This window comes from Nocardiopsis coralli (assembly GCF_014892575.1).
GTDB lineage: Bacteria > Actinomycetota > Actinomycetes > Streptosporangiales > Streptosporangiaceae > Nocardiopsis > Nocardiopsis coralli.
Map to the genome: position 1 here is coordinate 1 of NZ_JADBGI010000036.1, position 18,912 is coordinate 18,912.

An 18,912-nucleotide genomic window follows, 5' to 3' on the forward strand; every position below is an offset into this window, starting at 1 on the left:
TGTGGGTTGCGCGCAGGGCCGGCCGGGCTATCGTCCCCGGCCCCGACGAACCACCGACCCCGAGGCACCACCAACGACCCCCCACCCCAGCCCAGTCGCCACCGAGGCAACACCAACGAACCCCCCACCCCAGCCCAGTCGCCACCGAGACAACTGAAGCAACCTCAAACACCACAGGACCCCTCGCCCGTTCGAACGCAATCCCCATCAACGATCTAGGATCGGCGGTGGCCCTCGACCACCGCCGCGCCGGCGCGCAGACCCCCAGGAGGCCCGGTGTCCAACCCCCCGCACCACAACGAGTCCTCGGGCGACCCCGAGACCCTGTTGCAGTTCCGGGACGCCAACGGCGTTGTCAACGTCAACCAGTACATCCGGCCCCCCGAACCCCCGTCCCCTCCGCGGCAGGCCCCTGCTGCGGACAGCCGGTTCACCGACCGCACCGCCGAGCTCACCGAAATCGAACGCATCGCGCGTGAGGCCGCCGTGGCCGGCCGGGGTGCGGTCGTGGTCCTGGTCGGTGACGAGGGCGTCGGCAAGAGCGCCACACTGGCCGAGATCGCACACCGGCTCCACGGCCCCTTCCCCGACGGGGTGCTCCACCGGGACCTGGCCCAGTGGCGCGACGGAAGGGGCATCCTCGACCACGAGGCGGTCCAGCGCAGCCTCCTGCGCGACCTGCACGCACAGGACGTCACCGGAACCGCCACTGCCGACCGGTTGCGCACGGCCACCGCAGGCAGCGGCGTCCTGCTCCTCCTGGACGGGGTGGCGAGCTCCGCCGAACTCGAGGCCGTCTCCCTCGGCTCGGGCCCGCACCTGGTCGTGGCCACCGGTCCGCCGGAACTGGTCCGGGACGAAGAGCTGGTCGGGCGGGTCCGGCGCCTCTTCGACCTGCGGGAACTGCCGCCGAACGACTCGATGGAGCTCCTGCGTTCCTTCCCCGGGGTCGACCGGCGCCTGTCCGACCCGGACGAGCACGCGAGCGCCCGGCGGCTCGTCGAGATCTGCGGCCACCTCCCCGCAGCGGTCCGCATGGCCGGCGGCCACGTGGAGGCACAGGGCCTGAGCGTCACCGCACTGGTCCGTGCCCTGGAGTCCCGCCTGGCGACCGTCCCACCGCCGACCGGTGTGGACGCGGTCATCGAGCTCGCGCTGTCCGGGCTGGGCGAGACCGAGTACCGCGTTCTGGAGCTTCTCTCCGCCTACCCCGGCCGCCGGGTCCCCGGAGAGCTCGGACCTGCGGAACTGGGGGAGCCGGCCGCGCGGGCCCGCGCCGAGCTCGAGGGTTCCGGCCTGCTCCACCCGGGCGAGGCGGCCGAGACCGGCGTGGTCGAACTCGTCCGTGCCCGGGTCCGGGCGGACGCAGGGCCGCGGGCGCGTCTCGACACCGACGCACTCGTCCGCTTCTTCACCGTCACCCACCATCTGGCCGATCGTGCGAGCCTCGGTGAACGTCTACGCCTGGTCGATCACCTCGACGCCGACGACCTCACCCTCCCGCCGACCGGCCACCGGGCCCCCTTCACCACCCGTCGTGAGGCCGGTGACTGGCAGGACCGCCACCTGGCCGCCGTCCCCGAACTGCTCCGCCTGGCGGGGGAGAGGGAGGACCCGGCCGCCGTCTCGGCCGCCTACGTCCTGGCCGAGGCGGTCTGGCCGGTCTGTTACGGCCGGGGCCGCACCGCGGTGGGGACGCAGGTGTACGGGTACGCGCTCCAGGTGGCCCGCACGTACGGCCACCACCGGGCCCGCCTGCGCATGGCCTGCTATCTGGCGCGCCTGTGGGCCGAGGCGGGTGCGGGCGACCGTGCCGCGGCGGCCCTGGCCGGGGCCGAGGAGGCGGGTGGAGCTGCGGAGAGCACGGAGGGCCTCGACGGCGCGGTCCTGTGCGAGACCCGTGCGCTGCTGCTCCAGCGCTTTCCGGACGCGGTCGGCGGCGGGCAGGGAACCACCGAGGAGCTGCTTCTCCGGGCCCGCGACATCCACCGGGCCCACGGCCGTCCGCGCGGCGACGCCCTCCAGACCTACCAGCTCGGGAACGACGCCCGGGAACGCGGCGACCTCGACGGGGCCGAGCAGGAGCTCTCCCGCGCCCGGCGGATCACCGACCGGCGGATCGACGAGCTCGAGCGCGCCGGACGGGACGCCCCGCGCGGCGCTCTCGAGGACTGGAACCTGATCCGCGCCAAGGTCCGGCTCGCGCAGGCCAGGGTCCACCTCGAGCGCGGGGAACCCGACCCGGCCGACCACGAGGCGGGCCAGGCCCAGAAGGTCTTCTGCGAGTACCTGGAAACGGTCCGGTGGGTGCGGGCCGTGCGCCTGCTCGCCGAGGCGTCCGAGCTCAGGGGCGCACCGGACGAAGCCCGGGACCGGTTGCGCGAGGCGGGCAGGATCTCGCGGTACTTCCGGCTCGAGGAACAGGGCCGGGAGATCCTGCACCACTGGGAACGCCTGGACCCGGGCAACGGGTCCGGGGAGCGCTGACCCCAGCCGTCCGCGACGGACCCCGCCTCCGCCCACTGCTCACACGAGGGCCTGAGAGAACCCGAAATCGGGCGGGGGGGGGGTGGCCTCGACCAGCACCTCACGCTCGCCCACCACCAGCCGGACCCTGTCGTGCCACGCGCGCCACGGCAGGCCCGCCCGCGCCCACGCCACCGCCGCCGAAGCCACGAGCGAGGCGTCCGGGCCACCGGCTTCCGGGGCCGAGTACCACCCGGAATCCTCGTCGAGCGGGGTCCGGACCAGCATCGCCCCACCCGAGCGGTGCAGCACCAGAACGCCGTTCCCGCCGGGCCCGGATGCCGCAGCGGCCGCCACGACCGCCTTCGGGTACGCCTCCAACCGGTCCGCCGACCACGCCGCCGCGCCCCGGCCGGGCCTCGGGCGACGGTGCGACCAGGCGTCCGCGGCGGCCCAGTGCGGCATGGCGGTGTCCTCGGCGTCGACCACCAGGGGCAGCACCGCGGCCCGCTCCGGACCGGCCGACCCGGGGGCCGATGCGGGGCGGCGCCGCAGGTCCACGACACGGGCGTCGCCATCGGTGCGGGCGTCGACGCGCCAGGCGGTCACGTCCTCCGGGCGGTCGGGCAGGTCGGGGAGCGAACGGTACCGCGCGGGGCCGAGCCGGTCCTCCGGCAGGTCGAGAAGGTCGTAGAGCACGGAACGCACCCGCGCGGCCGACCCGCCGGGGTGTTCGATGAGCAGGTCCGCGACCGGGGCCGGCGGGGTGCGCGCCGCCCGGTCGACCTGCGCGGCGAGGTCCTCTCCGCCGTCGATCCGCGGCAGCCGGCCGCCGAACTCCAGCAGCGGGGAATCCGGGTCGAGGTCCCCGGTCTCGAAGGCGGCGAGCAGGACCGGACGCCTCAGCGCGGCGGCGTAGTAGGTGACCGATCCCTGGTCGCCGACGACCACGTCCGCGGCGATGAGCGCGGCCCGCCACCCCTCGGCGTCGGGGATCAGCGCCAGGCCGGCCTCGACCTCGTCGACGAACCACAGCTCGAGCTGGGACGGGTCGTGGTGGCGGTGCACGTTGGGGTGGGCGACCAGCGCCACGCGGTACTCGTCGTGGGGCAGGCGGGCCAGCAGTTCCCTGATCAACGCACGCCGCGAACCCAGCAGCGACCCCCGGTTCCACGTGGACGAGACCACCACCAGGCGGCGTCCGCGCAGGTCGAGGGCGTCACGGTAGCGGTCGCGGCGGCCGAGCGCGGCCAGCATCCGGTCGTGGGCCGGGTCGCCCACGACCACACCCCGCCCGCGCGCCGAAGGGAGCGCGGCGTCGAGGCGGGCGCTCTGCTCGGAATGGGAGAACAGGAACCGGGACGCGATCGGCTCGCCCCCGTGCAGGAGTTCCGCGGCGTCCAGCCCCGAGGCGTGGGTGAGCGAACCGGGGGCGGAGCCGACCCGGCGGTTGTGGCCGGCGCCGTGCGGCATGAGGACCAGGCGGGTTTCCAGCCGGTGCAGGCCGCCCTTGGTGCTGGCCGCCAGGGCGAGGTCGAAGCCTGAGGAGCGCTCCACCGCCTCTTCCCACGGCAGGATCCGCTCGACCCCTGCCGCGCGCAGGGCCGGGACCACGCCGCTCTCGGAGACCGAACCCGGGGTGACGGTGTAGGTGAGGCCGACCCGGTCGTCGGCCAGGAGCCCGGCCACGTCGAGGAGCCGCCCCGCGACGGGGACGCTGCGGACGACGGCGAGCACGTGGCGGTCGGGCTCGACGGTGGCCCACGGGTCGGATGGGGACTGCACGGAGGTCGGGGGCTTCCTCACTCGGGGCGGATACGGGGGCCGGTCGGGCCCGGTCCCGGAAGGTACGGGCGCCGACCGGTCAGCCTACCCCCGCCCGCCCCGGGCGGCGTCAGGCGGCGACGTGCTCGTTGGCGAGCTTGCCCACCTGCTCGGCCAGGTACTCCGGCATCTCCAGCGGTCCCATGTGGCCCACGCCGTTGATCTCCATGGGCAGGTCCGCGCCCGGGATCACCGACGCCATGTGGTGCGCGTGCCACGGCGGCGTCATCTTGTCGGCGGTCCCCGCCACGACCACGGTCGGCGCTGTGATGCGCGACGCACTGTGGTCCACGTCCAGTTCGTTCATCACCGCACCCCAGCGGCCGCGCACGATCCCGTTGCACTCGTGCACCATGCGCACGCACAGCTGCACCATGCGCGGGTCGGAGTCCTTGCCCATGGTGATGTACTTCAGCGCGGCGGTCGTCGCGGCGTTGCGCGGGCCCAGCGGCAGCGGGGCCTCCAGGAACGTCTTGGCCGCCACGGTCCCGAGCGGCCCGGGCAGCGGGAAGACGGTGGAGCGCTGCGGCAGCTCGACCGCGCCGGTGTTGGTCAGCAGCACGCCGCCGACCTTGTCGCGGAAGGTCTCCCGCGCACCGGAGGCCATGATCGTCATCCCGCCCATGCTGTGCCCGGCCACGACGGCCCGACGGCCCTCGGGCACGGTCGCCTCCAGCACGGCGCACAGGTCGTCTGCGAGCTTGTGCGGCCCGTATCCGGCCTTGGTCAGCGGGACCTGGGAACGCCCGTGCCCGCGCTGGTCGTACAGCACCACGCGCAGGTTCGGGTCGAGCTCCCGCACGACCGGGCCCCAGGAGGCCAGCGACGTCGACCAGCAGTGGGAGAAGACCACGGTCGGCCCGTCCTCGGGGCCGCGTACCTCCACGTGCAGGAGGGTGCCGTCGTCGGAACGGACTTCGAGTTCGCGGGCAGCGCCCACGTGTCGGGTTGCCATCGGGGGTACCTCTCGCTCGGGGGTCAAGAGAAGGGATCCCCCGGGCCGGCGCGTGGCCCGGGGGACGTTCACGGGGGACCTGCTCGGTGCACGGGGGATGTGCCGGGGGACCTGCTCAGTCGTCGATCACGATCTCCGGGACCGCGAAGGGCGGCGTTCCGGCCCCGCTCACGGGGTGTCCGCCCCACAGGTTGGGCTCGTCGAGGGTTCCGGAGCCCTCGTGCCCGTCGGGGGTGCGGAGCAGCACCTTGCGGACCCCCTTCTTGTACGCGGCGGTGAGGTCCTCGCTCGCCGCCAGCCGCCCCTTCCAGCGGTAGTCGCCGGTCAGGGGCGAGAAGTGGCCCGCGAGGTGGGCCCGCACGTCGACGGTCCCGATCTCCTCGCCCTCCTCGCTCTGCGGCAGGACGATCGTGATGACGCCCTGGTATTCCTCTTCCTCGTCGCCGAACCCGCTCATCGTCGTCCTTTCTCAGGCGGCCACGTGTGCGCGCCGGGTCCGCGAGCGGTCCACCCGCAGGTCGTAGTTGTGGGGGTCGAACCACCGCGTGCGCAGCGCGAAGTTCCAGGTGAAGGTGGGCCACAGGGTCGTGTTCCGGCCCTGCTCGTTCAGGTACCAGCTGTCACAGCCGCCGGAGACCCAGACGGTGCCCTCCATGGACTTGGCGACCATGTCGTTGTAGCGGCGCTGGGCCTCGGGGTGCACGTCCATGCGGTCGAGCCCGTTGCGGCACAGGTACTTGAGGGCCTGCATCGTGTACCGGATCTGGGCCTCGATCATGAACACCTGCGAGGTGTGGCCCAGCCCGGTGTTGGGGCCGGCGAGCACGAAGGCGTTGGGGAACCCGGCCACGGTCGTGCCGCGGAAGGCCTGCACGTCGGTGCCCCAGTGGTCGGACAGCGAGCGCCCGTCCTCGTTGAACACCCGCTTCGCCACGGGCGGGTCGGAGACGTGGAAGCCGGTGCCGAGGATGATCGTGTCGACCTCGTGCTCGGTCTCCTTCCCGGAGGCGTCCCGGGTGACCACGGAGTTGGCGCGCACCTCGACGATGCCGTCGGTGACCACGTCCACGTTGGGCTGTGCCAGCGCGGGGTAGTAGTCGTTGGACATCAGGATGCGCTTGCACCCGGCGCGGAAGTTCGGGGTGAGCTTGGCGCGCAGCTCCGGGTCGTCCACGCTCCGGTTGATGTTGGAACGCCCGAGCGCCTCCACCACCTTGAGGAGCTTGGGGTTCTTCGCGAACCCGAAGATGTAGTTCTCGCGGCCCCAGTAGATGCTCTTGCGCGCGACCTGCTGCGCGCCGGGGATGTTCTGGTAGAGCCAGCGCTCCAGCTTGGTGATGTCGCGGTCGTGGCGGTACATCACCCAGGGGGCCGTGCGCTGGAAGAGTGTGAGCTTGCCGGCCTTCGGCTGGATCTCGGGCACGAACTGGATCGCGGAGGCGCCGGTGCCGATCACGGCGATCTTCCGGCCCTCGAGGTCGTGCTCGTGGTTCCACTGCGCGGAGTGGAACATGGTCCCCTCGAAGGTGTCGATGCCCTTGATGTCGGGGACCGACGGGTCGGCGAGCGGGCCCGCGCCGGTGACCAGGAACTGTGCGGTGAGCGTGCCCTGGTTGGTCTCGATACGCCAGCGGTTGTGCTCCGGCTCCCAGTGGGCGGAGGTCACGTCGTGGTCGTAGAGCACGTGGCGGGGGATCTCGTACTCGCCGGCCACACGCTTCATGTAGTCCCAGATCTCGGGCTGGGGGGAGAAGGTGCGGCTCCAGGTCGGGTTGAGCGCGAACGACCACGAGTACAGGTGCGAGGGCACGTCGCAGGCGGCCCCCGGGTAGTCGTTGTCGCGCCAGGTACCACCGAGGTCCTTCGCGCGTTCCAGGATGACGAAGTCGTCGAGGCCGGCCTGCTTGAGCCGGACCGCCATCCCGATCCCGGCGAACCCGGAGCCGATCACGGCCACCCGGTGGTGAGGGGGTGCTTCGGTCACGTTCAGGTCCCTTCGTGCGAACCGGCCCGGTGCTGCGTCGGGTCGGGGGTGTGTGACCCCCCGGGGGCGTGGCGCGTTCCGCCCCCGGGGGAGAGGTTCCCCGGCAACGGCGTGGCGCGTTCCGCCGCCGCCGGGGAGAGTGCCCCCGGGAACGTGGCGCGTGCGTCCCCGGGGAGGGGGTCCACCGCCGGAAGACGTGGCGCGTTTCGCCTTCCGACGGTGGAGTCTGGGGGAAGGGCTAACCGAGGAGGCCGGCCTTCTTCCAGAAGTACTTGCCGAGGCCGGTGATGGCCTCGCCGGTGTTGAGCGTGGCAACGACCTTGCGGGCGGCCCAGGTCTTGGTCTCGATCCAGTGCGGGTTCTTCTTGGCGACCTTGTAGGCCTCCTTGGGGTCGAGCCCGACCTGCTCGTAGACCTTGGGGTTGATCAGCCGCGTGGCGGAGTAGTAGGTGATCAGGCCGAGCACGATCTTGCTGTAGGCCTTGTCGATCGGGCCGCGGTTCTGCCAGTCGCGGGCGAACTCCTCACGGGCGTAGCGCATGTGGCGCGCTTCCTCGACCACGTGGATGCGGGCGACCGAACGCACCAGCGGCAGGATCTGCTCGTCCGGGATGGCCTCGCGCTGGATCTGGTCGAGGACCTCCTCGACGAAGAGGGCCCCGGCGAAGATGAGCGGGCCGTGCGCGATGGTCTTGAAGAGGCGGCCGAGGTGGAAGGCGACCGGGTCCAGGCGGTGGGTGTGCCACCCGAGCTTCTCGACCATCTTCGCGAACATCACCGTGTGCCGGCACTCGTCGGCGATCTCGGTGTAGGCGTACTGGACGTGCTGGGTCGTGGGGTCGTTGTGGTACGCGTGCCGCACCAGCATCTGCATCAGGATCGTCTCGAACCAGATGCCGATGGTCGCGATGGAGGCGACCTCGAGGCGGGACAGCTCCTTCTGCTGGGCCTCGGTGAGCTGGTCCCACAGGTGGGTGCCGTAGAGCGAGATGCGCTCGGGGCGGATCCCCCACATGTCGGGGTCGACGGGTGCGTCCCAGTCGATCTCGATGAGCGGGTCGTAGGAGGCCTTGGCCGAACCGCGCAGCAGTCGCTTGGCGATGTCCTCGCGGTCGGTGATCTTGGGCTTGGCCGTGATCTCTGCGGTCATTGTCGTCCCTCCTCAGGACACGTTCTGCTGGGCGGCGGGGGTGCCGTGGCGCGCGTGCAGGCCCTGGGCGATCTCCGCGTCGGCGAAGGTGCCGTCGTTGAGGAGCAGCTGCATCTGCAGGGCGACGATGTTCTCGGTCGCCGTGGGGAAGTGCCGCGTCAGGTGCAGGGCCGCGGTGCCGAGGGCGGTCGAGGCCACGTCGCGGGGGGCGCGCTTGGCGGCAGCGGCGCGGACGACGGCCATGACGGTGTCGCGCTTCTGTTCGGCGGGGACGAGGCCGTCCAGGGAAGCGCCGGTGGCGCGCGAGCTGTCGTGGATCGGGGTGTCGACGTATCCGGGGTAGACCGTCGTGACGCCGACGTGGGTGCCGTACTCGGCCCGGAGCATGTCGGAGTAGGCGGTGACCGCCCGCTTGGAGACGACGTAGGCGCCGGCGAGGGGCAGCTGGAGGTTGGCCAGCAGCGACGCGGTGACCACGACCCGGCCCCGACTCTCCATCAGTGCGGGGAGCGCGGCGGCGGTCACGCGCCAGGTGCCGAGGAGGTTGACCTCGAGGGCCTGGTGGGCGTGGGCGTCGGGCATCCGGCCGATGTCCACGGAGGGGCCGACCCCGGCGTAGTTGATCAGCAGGTCGAGTCGGCCGTCGAGCTGGTCGACGGCCTCGGCGACGGCGTCGCGCACCTGGGCGTCGTCGGTGATGTCGCACCCGATGACGCCGGGTCCGGGCTTGCGGTCGATGCCGACGACGTTCACACCGATGTTCCGGAGGACGTCCACGGTGGCGCTGCCGAAGGCACCGGAGGCACCGGTGACGATGGCGTTGAGGCCCGGCAGACGGCGCAGGTGGTGCGGCAAGGGGGTCGTCATGTGATCTCCTCCACAGTCATTGCCGGAACGTTACAACGGGCATTGTCACAATGCAATGGGATGTCATCGGATATTTACCGGCGAGTAGGTTGTGCGGATCGCCCCTGCGCACCACCGGGACGCCGCCCCTCGGCAGGCGCCACCGGTGCTGTTGCAGGTCGGAGCTATCGGGGGTCGTGTCCGCGGCTGCTGGTGCCCAGGAGGCCGGCTCGGCGCCAGAAATATGCGCCCAGGCCCGAGATCGCCCCCGCCGTCGACAGGGTTCCGACGACCTTGCCGGCCAGGTCGGTCTTGCTCCGGACGTAGCCGGCGTTGTGGCGGGCGGCGCGGGCGGCCTCGCGGGGGTCGAGCCCGACCTCGGCGTAGACCTTCGGGTTCACCAGGCGGGTCGCCGAGAAATAGGCGATCAGGCCCAGGGCGATCCGGGAGTAGGCCTTGTCGATCGGGCCGCGGTTCTGCCAGTCGCGGGCGAACTCCTCGCGGGCGTAGCGCATGTGCCGCGCCTCCTCCACGACGTGGATGCGCGAGGTGGCCCGCACCAGGGGCTCGACCGAGTCGTCCTTGACGACCTCGCGTTGGAGGCGGTCGAGGATCTCCTCGACGAAGAGCGCCCCGGCGAAGATCAGGGGGCCGTGCGCGAACGTGCGGCACAGGCGGCCCAGGTGGAAGGCGAGCGGGTCGAGCTTGTGGGTGTGCCAGCCGAGCTTCTGCACGGCCTTGGCGAACATGACCGTGTGCCGGCACTCGTCGGCGATCTCGGTGTAGGCGTACTGGACGTGTTGGGTCGTGGGGTCGTTGTGGTACGCGTGCCGCACCAGCATCTGCATGAGGATGGTCTCGAACCAGATCCCCGTGGTCATGATGCTCGCGAACTCCAGGCGGCTCAGTCGGCGCTGCTGTTCCTCGGTGAGCCGGTCCCACAGCGGGGTCCCGTGGATGGAGACGCGTTCGGGGCGCATGCCCCACTTGTCCTCGAGCGGGGCGTCCCAGTCGATCTCGACGAGGGGGTCGTACGAGGCCTTCGCGGATCCGCGCAGCAGGCGCTTGGCGATGTCCTCGCGGTCGGTGAGCTTGACTCCGGTCGGTGTGGCCATGAGCGCTCTCCTCTGGTCGGGGGGTGGGGGGCCGATCGCGCCAGTGTGACCCCATTCACTATTCGTTTCACGAACGTTACAATGGCTGTTGTATCGGTGCAATGGGGTAAAGGGCGGCACGCTTACTGGGAAGTAACCTTCGCGGGGGTCTCTAGGCTTGGTCCATGGCCGAATACCGCATTGACGAACTCGCCCGGCTCGCCGAAACCACCGTGCGCAACGTCCGGGTGTACCAGGACCGTGGCCTTCTCGCCCCACCCCGGCGGGAAGGGCGCGTCGGTCTGTACTCCGAAGCCCACCTGGCCCGCCTGCGCCTGATCGGCCAGCTCCTGCGCCGCGGCTACACCTTCGCCAACATCGGGGAGATGTTCGAGGTGTGGGAGCGCGGCGGCGACCTCTCCGACATCCTCGGGTTCGAGTCCGCGGTCGGCGACGCCTGGAGCGACGAGATCGCCGACTACCTGACCCTCAACGACCTGAGAGGGCTCTTCGGCAAGGGCGTGACCCCACGGACGATAAAGCGGTCCCTGGACCTGAAGGTGATCGAACGCGACGGCCTGCGGTTCCGTGTGCCCAGCCCCCGCCTGCTGCACGCCGGCAGCGAGCTCGTCAAACACGGCATGACCGTCGACTCGGTCCTGGACATCGCCGAGAACCTGCGGGACAAGGTCGGCGACGTCGCCGAGCACATGGTCCGCCTCGTCGCCGATCACATCCTCTCCGAGCACCCCGTCATCACGACGATGGGGAGCGAGGAGATCGCCGAGGTCGCCGAACTCATCCGCCACGTGCGACCCCTCGCACAGCAGGCCGTGGACGCCGTCCTGGCCCAGGCCATGGCCGACCACATGAACGACGTCCTGGGCGAGCACTTCGCCGACGCGATGGAGGAGCTGCGCGCCGAACCGGGCGACCGCGACGGGGACAGCGCCGTGGGCACGTCCTGAACGTGTCCCTGCACAGCCCCGCCCCGGCCGCCCCCGATGCGCCGGTGAACCGCGTGGGCCCCGCCCGGGTGGGCGGTCCGAACGGGGCCGTCGGGTTCGGGGTCAGTCGGTGTCCGAGCCCTCCTGAGAGGTGGATCCCCCGTCCGCCGCGGACCCGTTCGCGGCCTGCGCACGCGCGGCCTCCAGCGGGGCGTCGGCGGTGACCGTGCCGCCGGTCTCGCCGTCCTCCTTCGAACCGACCACGGTCAACGGCAGCAACGTCGTGTAGCGCAGCTCGGCGAAGGCCCCCTTCGGCACGGCCGGGTCGTGCGGGTGCACCGGCTTCAGGCGCCGGTACCCCTCGCTCTGCGGCGGCCGGGCGTCCTCCTCACCCTTGTTCGGCCACAGCGACATCGCCCGCTCGGCCTGGGCGGTGATCGTCAGCGACGGGTTCACGCCCAGGTTCGCGGTGACCGCGGAGCCGTCGACCACGTGCACACCCGGGTGCCCGTACAGGCGGTGGTACGGGTCGATGACCCCGCTGTCGGGGGTGTCACCGATCGGGCAGCCCCCGAGGAAGTGCGCCGTCATCGGGATGTTGAAGACGTCGCCGATGGTGCCGCCGGGGAACCCGTCGATGCGCTCGGCCAGCCGGGTGGCGGCCTCCTGCCCCTCGGGGATCCACGTCGGGTTGGGGTCGCCGTGGCCCTGGCGCGAGGTGAGCTTCTTGCGCCCGCCGAACAGACCGCGCTTGACCGAGGTGGTCAGCGAGTTGTCCAGCGACTGCATCACCAGGCCGATGATGATCCGCTCCGACCAGCGCCGGTTGGAGAAACTGCGCGCGAAGACGTACGGGTGGCGCACGGCCTTGGCGAGGAAGTGCAGCCAGCGCGGCACCGGGCCGTCGCCCGGCACCTGCATCGCGGTCAGCAGCCCCATGGCGTTGGAACCCTTGCCGTACCGCACCGGCTCGATGTGGGTGTTCTCGTTCGGGTGGATCGACGACGTGATGGCCACACCGTGCGTGAGGTCCTCGTGCCAGGGCACGTGCCGGCTCATGGCGCCCACGAGCGCCTCGGAGTTGGTGCGGGTGAGGGTGCCCAGCTTCTCGGACAGGCGCGGCAGCAGTTTCTGGTCGCGCATGCGGTGCAGCAGCGTCTGGGTGTTGTAGGTACCCGCGGCGACCACGACCTGGCGGGCGGTGAAGGTGTGCGCGTGCTTGCGGCGGCGGGGCTTGTCGGTCCGCAGGGTGTCGACGGCGAACCCGCCGCCCTCGGCCTCGGTGAGCTCGCGGATGCGTTCGACGCTGGTCAGCGGGTGGACACGGGCGCCGCCGCGCTCGGCGAACCAGAGGTAGTTCTCCGTGAGGGTGTTCTTGGCGCCGTGGCGGCAGCCGGTCATGCACTCGCCGCACTCGGTGCAGGCCTTGCGGTCGGGCCCGGCCCCGCCGAAGTAGGGGTCGCCCACGGAGTCGCCGGGGGAGGCGCTGTTGCCCTCGCCGTCCTGGCCGTCACCGAAACACACGCCCACGGGGGTCAGGCGGAAGGTGTCCTCCACACCCATCTCGCCGGCCACGGCGCGCAGGTGCTTGTCTGACGGGGTGACGGTCGGGTTGGTGCGCACACCCAGCATGCGGCGGGCCTGGTCGTAGAAGGGCGCCAGCTCCGACTTCCAGTCGGTGATGTGCTTCCACTGCGGGTCCTCGAAGAACGCGTCCATGGGGTGGTAGAGCGTGTTCGCGTAGTTGAGGGAGCCGCCGCCGACCCCGGCCCCGGCCAGGATCATCACGTCGCGCAGCAGGTGGATGCGTTGGATGCCGTACATGCCGGCCTGGGGCGCCCACAGGAAGTTCTTCACGTCCCACGACGAGGACGGCAGGGTCTCGGGGGTGAAGCGCCGGCCGGCCTCCAGGACTCCGACGCGGTAGCCCTTCTCGGTGAGGCGCAGGGCGCTGACCGAGCCTCCGAAGCCCGACCCCACGACGAGCACGTCGTAGTCGAAGCGGTCGTCGGCGTCTGTGTTCTGAGCGGATGGAGCGTTCTGGGGGTCTGGGGACACGGGTTGTCTCTCTCCTGGTCAGTTGCGGTCGACCCGTGATGCGCCGGACACGAGTCCGCAACATTGAATGCGCCATCTGGAAATGTGACAATTCATATTGTAATCTCCCTCACTACCGCCGAGTAAGGTGTGTTCCACGTAACACGCGAGGCGTGCTTCGGCGCAAGTTTCGCTCCCCCTCACCGCCCGTCCCCCGGGCGGTGGAACTCTGGAGGTACTCCCATGGCCAAGGCTTCCGACGAGGCCGAAGTGTCTCAGGCTGGGCCTGAGCAGGCCGACGGCAGCGGTGGCACCAGGTGGCGCCGCTTCGCCCTCGTGGCGATCCCCGGGTTCGTGGCCGCCGCCGTGCTCGGCGGCATGACCACCCAGGGCCTGCTCGCCGCCTCGTTCGCCGTCTCCGGCGACAGCTTCAAGATGGCCGCGGACCAGCTCCGCGGTGACGGCTTCGCCCAGTACGGGGACGTGGCCGAGTCGGTCGACGGCGAATCCCGCCCGGTCGGCCTCTCCTACGTCGACAGCGCCGAGCTCGACAATCTGTGCATGTCCTCGCTCTGGGAACTGCCCATCGGTGAGGCCACGCTGGTCATCACCGCCGGCGAGAACAACCCCGTCGAGGGTTCCTCGATGGTGATCGACATCGAACAGCTCCAGGGCAACGCCGAGTTCAGCGAGATCGAGATCGGTCGCGACGCCAGCACCCTCGACAAGGCCGACGGTGCCCAGGGTCCGGCCGGTGGTTTCGGTCTGCAGTCCGACAACATCACGGTCGACGACATGGAGCTCACCTCCTGGGCCGTGACCGCCGGAACCCTGCGCCTGTCCGGCCTCGGGCTCGCGATCCAGCCCGGAAACAACGAGTGCTTCTGACGCCATGGCCGACGTAATGACCACGCTGCGCTCAGGGCGCACCCGGTTCCGGGACTGGCGGCGGGGCCGCCCGTTCTGGGGCGGCGCCCTGCTCGCGGCAGCCGGTATCGAGCTCCTGGTGGCCCCCGCCGCGCAGAGCCTGATCCTGCCCATCGACCTGATCATCTACGCAGGTATCGCCGGGATCTCCGGCAACCTCATCGGCGTGCTCCTGATCGGGATCGGGGTTCTGAGCTGGTTCCAGCCGGCACAGAACTCCTTCTTCGGGATGGTCGGGATCATGCTCGCCCTGGTGTCCTTCGTGACCTCCAACTTCGGCGGGTTCGTCATCGGGATGCTGCTCGGCATCGTGGGCGGGGCCCTCGTCTTCGCGTGGGGACCCTCGGCCCGGAAACCGCGTCCCGAGGGGCGCCACCGGGAGCAGGGTTCCGATGCCCGTGACGAGGACCCGACCGGCGACGACGGGACCGGCGAGGACACCGGTGAGGACACCGCGTCCGACGATCAGAACACCTCCGCCGGGGACGAGGACCCCGGCACCCGCACCGCGGAGAACCCGCCCTCGGACGAGGGCGGGCGCTCCCCGAAGTGGACTCGCCTGACCGGTATCCGGAGGCGAACGTGAGACGACCCCCCACGGAGAACCGGGCCCTCGCGGCCGCCGCGCTGCCCCTCGCCCTGGCGGTCACCCTGGCCTCCGCCCCGGCTCCCACTTCCATCTGGGACTGGCTCCTCCCCGACGACGAGGAGGAGCAGGGCGAGGAGGAACAGCCCTCCGAGGAGCCCACCGACGGCACCGAGGACGACGAGGAGCCAGAGGAGAGCCCCGAACCCGACCCCGAGGACGGCGACGACGACCCCGAGGAGGACGACGGCGCCGAGGAGGACGAGGAAGAAGAGGACGGCGACGAGGACGACGAGGAGCCCGACGCCGTCGAGTGCGAGTACCGCGTCGGCGAGGAGGGCCTCGTCGAGGACGAGGAGCAGTTCCTCGAGGCGGTCGAAGCCTGCCAGGCCGCCGAGGAGGACGGCACCCTTCCCGAGGTCGCCGTGGACGAGACGGACGACTGTTTCACCGGTTCGACCCGGACCTCGGGGCTGACCGCCGACCGGCTCACCATGACGGGGGCCAGTTACGACGGCGTGGTGGAGTGCTCGACCGACGAGGGGCCCCAGCGGTACCTCCGGCTCAGCATGAGCACGGCCGACCTCGTCGAGGGCGAGCTGTGGTTCGAGGACGCCGGGACCCGGATGTCCCTGGACCTTCCCGAGCTGTCCATGGACGGTGACGTGGTGCTGCACGTGACCGAGATGAACGTGAGGATCCTGGGGATCCCCCTGACCTTCACGCCGGACTTCCCGCCGCCCCTGCTCCTGCCGATCATGATCGTCACGGACGTCGACGTCAGCGACCCCCTCGCCGCCACCGACAGCATGACCATCCCGGGCCTCAACGCCCGGCACAACCCAGAACAACAGTGAGGGCCGCCGGTACGGCCTGAACGCAAGGGGGTCGGGGGCGCCACCGCGCGGTGGCGCCCCCGACCCGTGTGTGCGGCCCCGGCCGCCGGAGCTTGCCCCGTGCGGCCTCCGGCCGCCATTGGTGCGGGATCCCGCTGCTGCGAGCTCGGTCGTTCGGATCCGGTTCCTGCCGGGCCCGCTCGTTCCGGTCCGGATGATCTGCGGGCACCCCGGACACCCGTCGCCCGGTTCGGATCCTCCTCGGCTCGGCGGCCTGTGGCCGTCGTCGGCCTTGATCCTGACGTCGGGAACGTGAGCGGATTGCGGTCGCGGCCAGTCCGCATGGCGAAGGCCTCGCTGGAGCCAGGGGCCCGGTATCCGGCGGTGGGGCCGGTTCGGACTGCCTTCGGCCGTCTTCGGTAGCGAGCCCTGCGGCTCAGACGTTGGTGCCGTTCCCGGGAGCCCGGCCCAGGCAGCTTGCGGCCGCCGTTGGTGCGGGATCCCGCTGTTACGGGCTCGGTCGTTCGGACCTGCAGTCGGGCTGCGGCCTTCGGCCGTCTCGCATTCCGGTGTCTCGCCGTCCTGGTCGGGACAGCCGACCCCCCTCCCGGCGCCCCCCGGGAGGAGGGCCGGCGGAGTGGTTCAGGCGGAGCTCGTCGGGCTCTCGTGCAGGCCCCGGACGTCCGGACTGCGGTCCGGGCGGCCTGTCGGCCGAATGCTGCAGCCGACTCCGGTCACCTGGAGGTGCGGCCTCAATGGTCGTGACCGTCGTCGGCCGTGATCCTGACGTCAGGAACGTGAGCGGACCGCGGTCGCGGCCAGTCCGCATGGCGAAGGCCTCGCTGGAGCCAGGCGGCGCACCGCGCGGTGGCGCCCCGACCCGTGTGTGCGGCCTCCGGCCGGCCTTCGGCGCATGCCGGCTGCCCCGGACCTCTCCTCGTGCGGCCTTCGACCGCCGCCGGTCCGGTGCTGCCGGAGTGCAGTCGGTCGGGGCCGGCCGCGGCTTGCGCCGGAGCCCGGGGGTGCGGGCTCCGGCGACGGTGGCTCAGAGGGCCTGGGGCTGCACCAACCGGCTCGCGGGCCCCACGTGCGAGACGTAGAGGGCGTCGCGCGCCCGCGTGCAGGCCACGAACAACAGCATGCGCTCCCGCTGGACCGCCTGCTCCAGCGCCACCTGGTCACCCTCGGCCGCCTCGATCGCGGCCTTGGGCGGCAGCAGGTGGTCGCTCACACCGACCAGCGCCACACACCGGAACTCCTGGCCCTTGAGCCGGTGCATCGTGCCCACCCGCACCGCGTCGGCCCGGCCCGAGGTCTCCGACGGCACCGTCGGGACCCCGCGTGCCTCCAGCTCCTTGGCGACCTTGCGGACCACCCACTGGTTGCGGCCGGCGACCGCGATCCCGTCCGGGGCCACCCCCGCCTCCAACCAGACACGCACCCAGTCGCCCAGGGCACGCATCTCCTCGGCCGGATCGGAGCACCCGCGCACGACCGGCGCCGGGCCGCGCAGCAGCGAACGGTAACCGGCCAGGGTGTCGGCGTCGTCGTCCATGCCCAGCGCAGGGCGGTGGCCGAGCAGGGGCGTGGCCCAGTCGAGGATCTCCTGCGTGACCCGGTAACTGATGCGCAGCCGGTGTCCGCGCCCGCGCACGTTGATGCCGAGCGAGGCGAGCGAGACCCGGTTGTCCGACACCCGCTGGTGGGGGTCGCCGACCACGAACAGGTCGTCGGGTCCCTCCGGGACGGCCGCGCGCAGCATCCGCCACTGGGCCGGGTGGAGGTCCTGCGCCTCGTCGACGACCACGTGCCGGAACAGCGGCGCCCTCCGTCCGAGGATCAGGGCGGCCTCGGCGGCCAGCTGCGGGTGGGTCCACACGCCCTCGACGCGCATCGCGCCCACGAAGCGGCGCACCGTCTCCCACACCTGCCGGCGGTGCTCCGGCGCCAGGTGCTGCACGCGTCCGCTGCGCTCGCACCGGATGTAATCGGGCAGGGTCTCCAGGCCCTGGGCGAGCAGGACCTGTTCCCACTCGTCGACCAGGAAGCGCCCCGAGAACGGCAGCCCGTCGGACACCGCCACCGCACGCCAGCGCCGGGCGAGCTCGTCGCGGTCGATCAGCTGCGGGGCGGTGCGCATGTGTGAACGCACCACCGAGTGCGCCACCGCGTCGATCGTGTGCACCCGCACACGTGCGCGCACGGCGGGGTCGGGCAGGAGCTGGTCGAGACGGTCGGACAGCGTCTGGGCCAGCGCGCGGTTGTAGGTCGTGAGCAGGACCGATTCCCGGACCTGCTCGGGGTGGGCGGCGGCGTCGCGCACGGCCAGGTGGGCCGCGCGGTGCAGGGCGATGACGGTCTTCCCGGTCCCGGGGCCGCCGGTGACCTGCGCGGAACCGTTGTAGTGCGCCTCGGTGATGCGGTGCTGGTCCGGGTGGAGCGTCACCTGCCACTGGTCGAAGGGGGCCGACAGCGCGCCGGAGAGCTCGGGCGGGCCGGTCGGGGTCGGGTCGGTGGGGGTGGCGTCCAGGGGTTCGGGGAGCACACCGCGGGCGAACTCCAGCGCCTGGGCGCGCGGGCGCACGGTCAGCAGCCGGTAGTGGTCGTCCTGATCGGGCACGACGACGCCGGACCAGTCGGGTGCGACGCCGACGACCCGCACGCCGGGGTCGGCGGCGCCCGGGACCGGTTCCATGTCGGGGGTGTGGCCGGAACTGTAGGCGCGCATCACGGACAGGGTGCCGAGCTGGATCTCGGGGTCCAGGTGGTTGAAGTCGCTGAGGAACGCCGGGGCGATCGCGAGGGCGGACACGTGTGGTTTCCTCCGGTCGTCGACCTGGGAGCAGGGTGCGTGACCCCGCGTCTTCACTGGTCATCGTGCTCGCGGCCAAATTCCGGCAAACGCTGCGAGAAGGGCCTTCGGGGGCCTTTTCCGGAAGGGCTTGAGAGTCTGCGTTTGCGCAGCTCAGGAACGGTCTTTCGTAGCTGCGTTCGAGGGGTTCGAGGAAGGTCTTGCGGGCGTTCTGCGTGACCTGCGGTTCTGCGACCGGAGCTGATGTCCGAATGGGGTTTTGTGGCATGACCGGAACCCGGGTCCTCGGGCCGGGCGAGGGTCGCGCGTGCGCCTTCCGTTCGGTTGTGCGGAGGGCGTGGTCGCGGGAGGTGGGGGAGTGCGCGGGGTCCGTAGTGGGGTGGCCGAAATGCGCAATGGGGTCGAGCGCAAAGCTCTCACTCCGTGGCCACAACCGGACACCCTCTGT

14 protein-coding genes are annotated in these 18,912 nt (G+C 71.6%); 5 read left to right on the plus strand and 9 right to left on the minus strand.

The window, feature by feature from the left end:
- The first annotated feature begins 276 nt into the window (after window positions 1–276).
- Window positions 277–2,487, plus strand: coding sequence for an NB-ARC domain-containing protein (locus tag IDM40_RS26250; RefSeq protein WP_193124766.1), 2,211 nt, complete (start codon window positions 277–279; stop codon window positions 2,485–2,487).
- 39 nt (window positions 2,488–2,526) lie between these two features.
- On the opposite strand, the gene IDM40_RS26255 is transcribed toward IDM40_RS26250, so the two are convergent.
- The 7 genes from IDM40_RS26255 to IDM40_RS26285 all read right to left on the minus strand — a co-directional run bounded on the left by IDM40_RS26255 (window position 2,527) and on the right by IDM40_RS26285 (window position 10,340).
- On the minus strand, window positions 2,527–4,251 hold the full coding sequence (locus IDM40_RS26255) for a UDP-N-acetyl glucosamine 2-epimerase (RefSeq protein ID WP_193124767.1): 1,725 nt from the start codon (window positions 4,249–4,251) through the stop codon (window positions 2,527–2,529).
- A 109-nt stretch (window positions 4,252–4,360) separates the two neighbouring features.
- A complete protein-coding gene (locus tag IDM40_RS26260; RefSeq protein ID WP_193124768.1) occupies window positions 4,361–5,245 on the minus strand; it encodes an alpha/beta fold hydrolase in 885 nt (294 codons plus the stop codon).
- Between the two features lie 115 nt (window positions 5,246–5,360).
- Complete coding sequence (locus IDM40_RS26265; RefSeq protein WP_193124769.1) at window positions 5,361–5,702, minus strand: DUF4873 domain-containing protein; 342 nt, start codon at window positions 5,700–5,702, stop codon at window positions 5,361–5,363.
- Between the two features lie 12 nt (window positions 5,703–5,714).
- Window positions 5,715–7,229: a flavin-containing monooxygenase gene (locus tag IDM40_RS26270; protein WP_193124770.1), complete on the minus strand. Its 1,515-nt coding sequence runs from the start codon at window positions 7,227–7,229 to the stop codon at window positions 5,715–5,717.
- Between the two features lie 238 nt (window positions 7,230–7,467).
- Window positions 7,468–8,379: an AurF N-oxygenase family protein gene (locus tag IDM40_RS26275; protein WP_193124771.1), complete on the minus strand. Its 912-nt coding sequence runs from the start codon at window positions 8,377–8,379 to the stop codon at window positions 7,468–7,470.
- A gap of 12 nt (window positions 8,380–8,391) precedes the next feature.
- A complete protein-coding gene (locus IDM40_RS26280; RefSeq protein ID WP_193124772.1) occupies window positions 8,392–9,246 on the minus strand; it encodes an SDR family NAD(P)-dependent oxidoreductase in 855 nt (284 codons plus the stop codon).
- A 164-nt stretch (window positions 9,247–9,410) separates the two neighbouring features.
- A complete protein-coding gene (locus IDM40_RS26285) occupies window positions 9,411–10,340 on the minus strand; it encodes an AurF N-oxygenase family protein (protein ID WP_193124773.1) in 930 nt (309 codons plus the stop codon).
- A 164-nt stretch (window positions 10,341–10,504) separates the two neighbouring features.
- Between IDM40_RS26285 and IDM40_RS26290 the strand changes: the two genes are divergently transcribed.
- Window positions 10,505–11,287, plus strand: coding sequence for a MerR family transcriptional regulator (locus IDM40_RS26290; RefSeq protein ID WP_193124774.1), 783 nt, complete (start codon window positions 10,505–10,507; stop codon window positions 11,285–11,287).
- A 102-nt stretch (window positions 11,288–11,389) separates the two neighbouring features.
- On the opposite strand, the gene IDM40_RS26295 is transcribed toward IDM40_RS26290, so the two are convergent.
- On the minus strand, window positions 11,390–13,324 hold the full coding sequence (locus tag IDM40_RS26295; RefSeq protein WP_193124775.1) for a GMC oxidoreductase: 1,935 nt from the start codon (window positions 13,322–13,324) through the stop codon (window positions 11,390–11,392).
- A 222-nt stretch (window positions 13,325–13,546) separates the two neighbouring features.
- Between IDM40_RS26295 and IDM40_RS26300 the strand changes: the two genes are divergently transcribed.
- The 3 genes from IDM40_RS26300 to IDM40_RS26310 are packed head-to-tail and all read left to right on the plus strand — an operon-like array spanning window position 13,547 to window position 15,673.
- Window positions 13,547–14,191, plus strand: a complete 645-nt coding sequence (locus IDM40_RS26300) for a DUF6230 family protein (protein WP_193124776.1) — start codon at window positions 13,547–13,549, stop codon at window positions 14,189–14,191.
- A gap of 4 nt (window positions 14,192–14,195) precedes the next feature.
- A complete protein-coding gene (locus IDM40_RS26305) occupies window positions 14,196–14,816 on the plus strand; it encodes a DUF6114 domain-containing protein (RefSeq protein WP_235997960.1) in 621 nt (206 codons plus the stop codon).
- Window positions 14,813–15,673: a DNA primase gene (locus IDM40_RS26310; RefSeq protein ID WP_193124777.1), complete on the plus strand. Its 861-nt coding sequence runs from the start codon at window positions 14,813–14,815 to the stop codon at window positions 15,671–15,673. The genes IDM40_RS26305 and IDM40_RS26310 overlap by 4 nt, the downstream gene beginning before the upstream one ends.
- Before the next feature lie 1,024 nt (window positions 15,674–16,697).
- Here the strand turns inward: IDM40_RS26310 and IDM40_RS26315 are convergent.
- On the minus strand, window positions 16,698–18,464 hold the full coding sequence (locus tag IDM40_RS26315; RefSeq protein WP_193124778.1) for a UvrD-helicase domain-containing protein: 1,767 nt from the start codon (window positions 18,462–18,464) through the stop codon (window positions 16,698–16,700).
- Window positions 18,465–18,912: the final 448 nt, after the last annotated feature.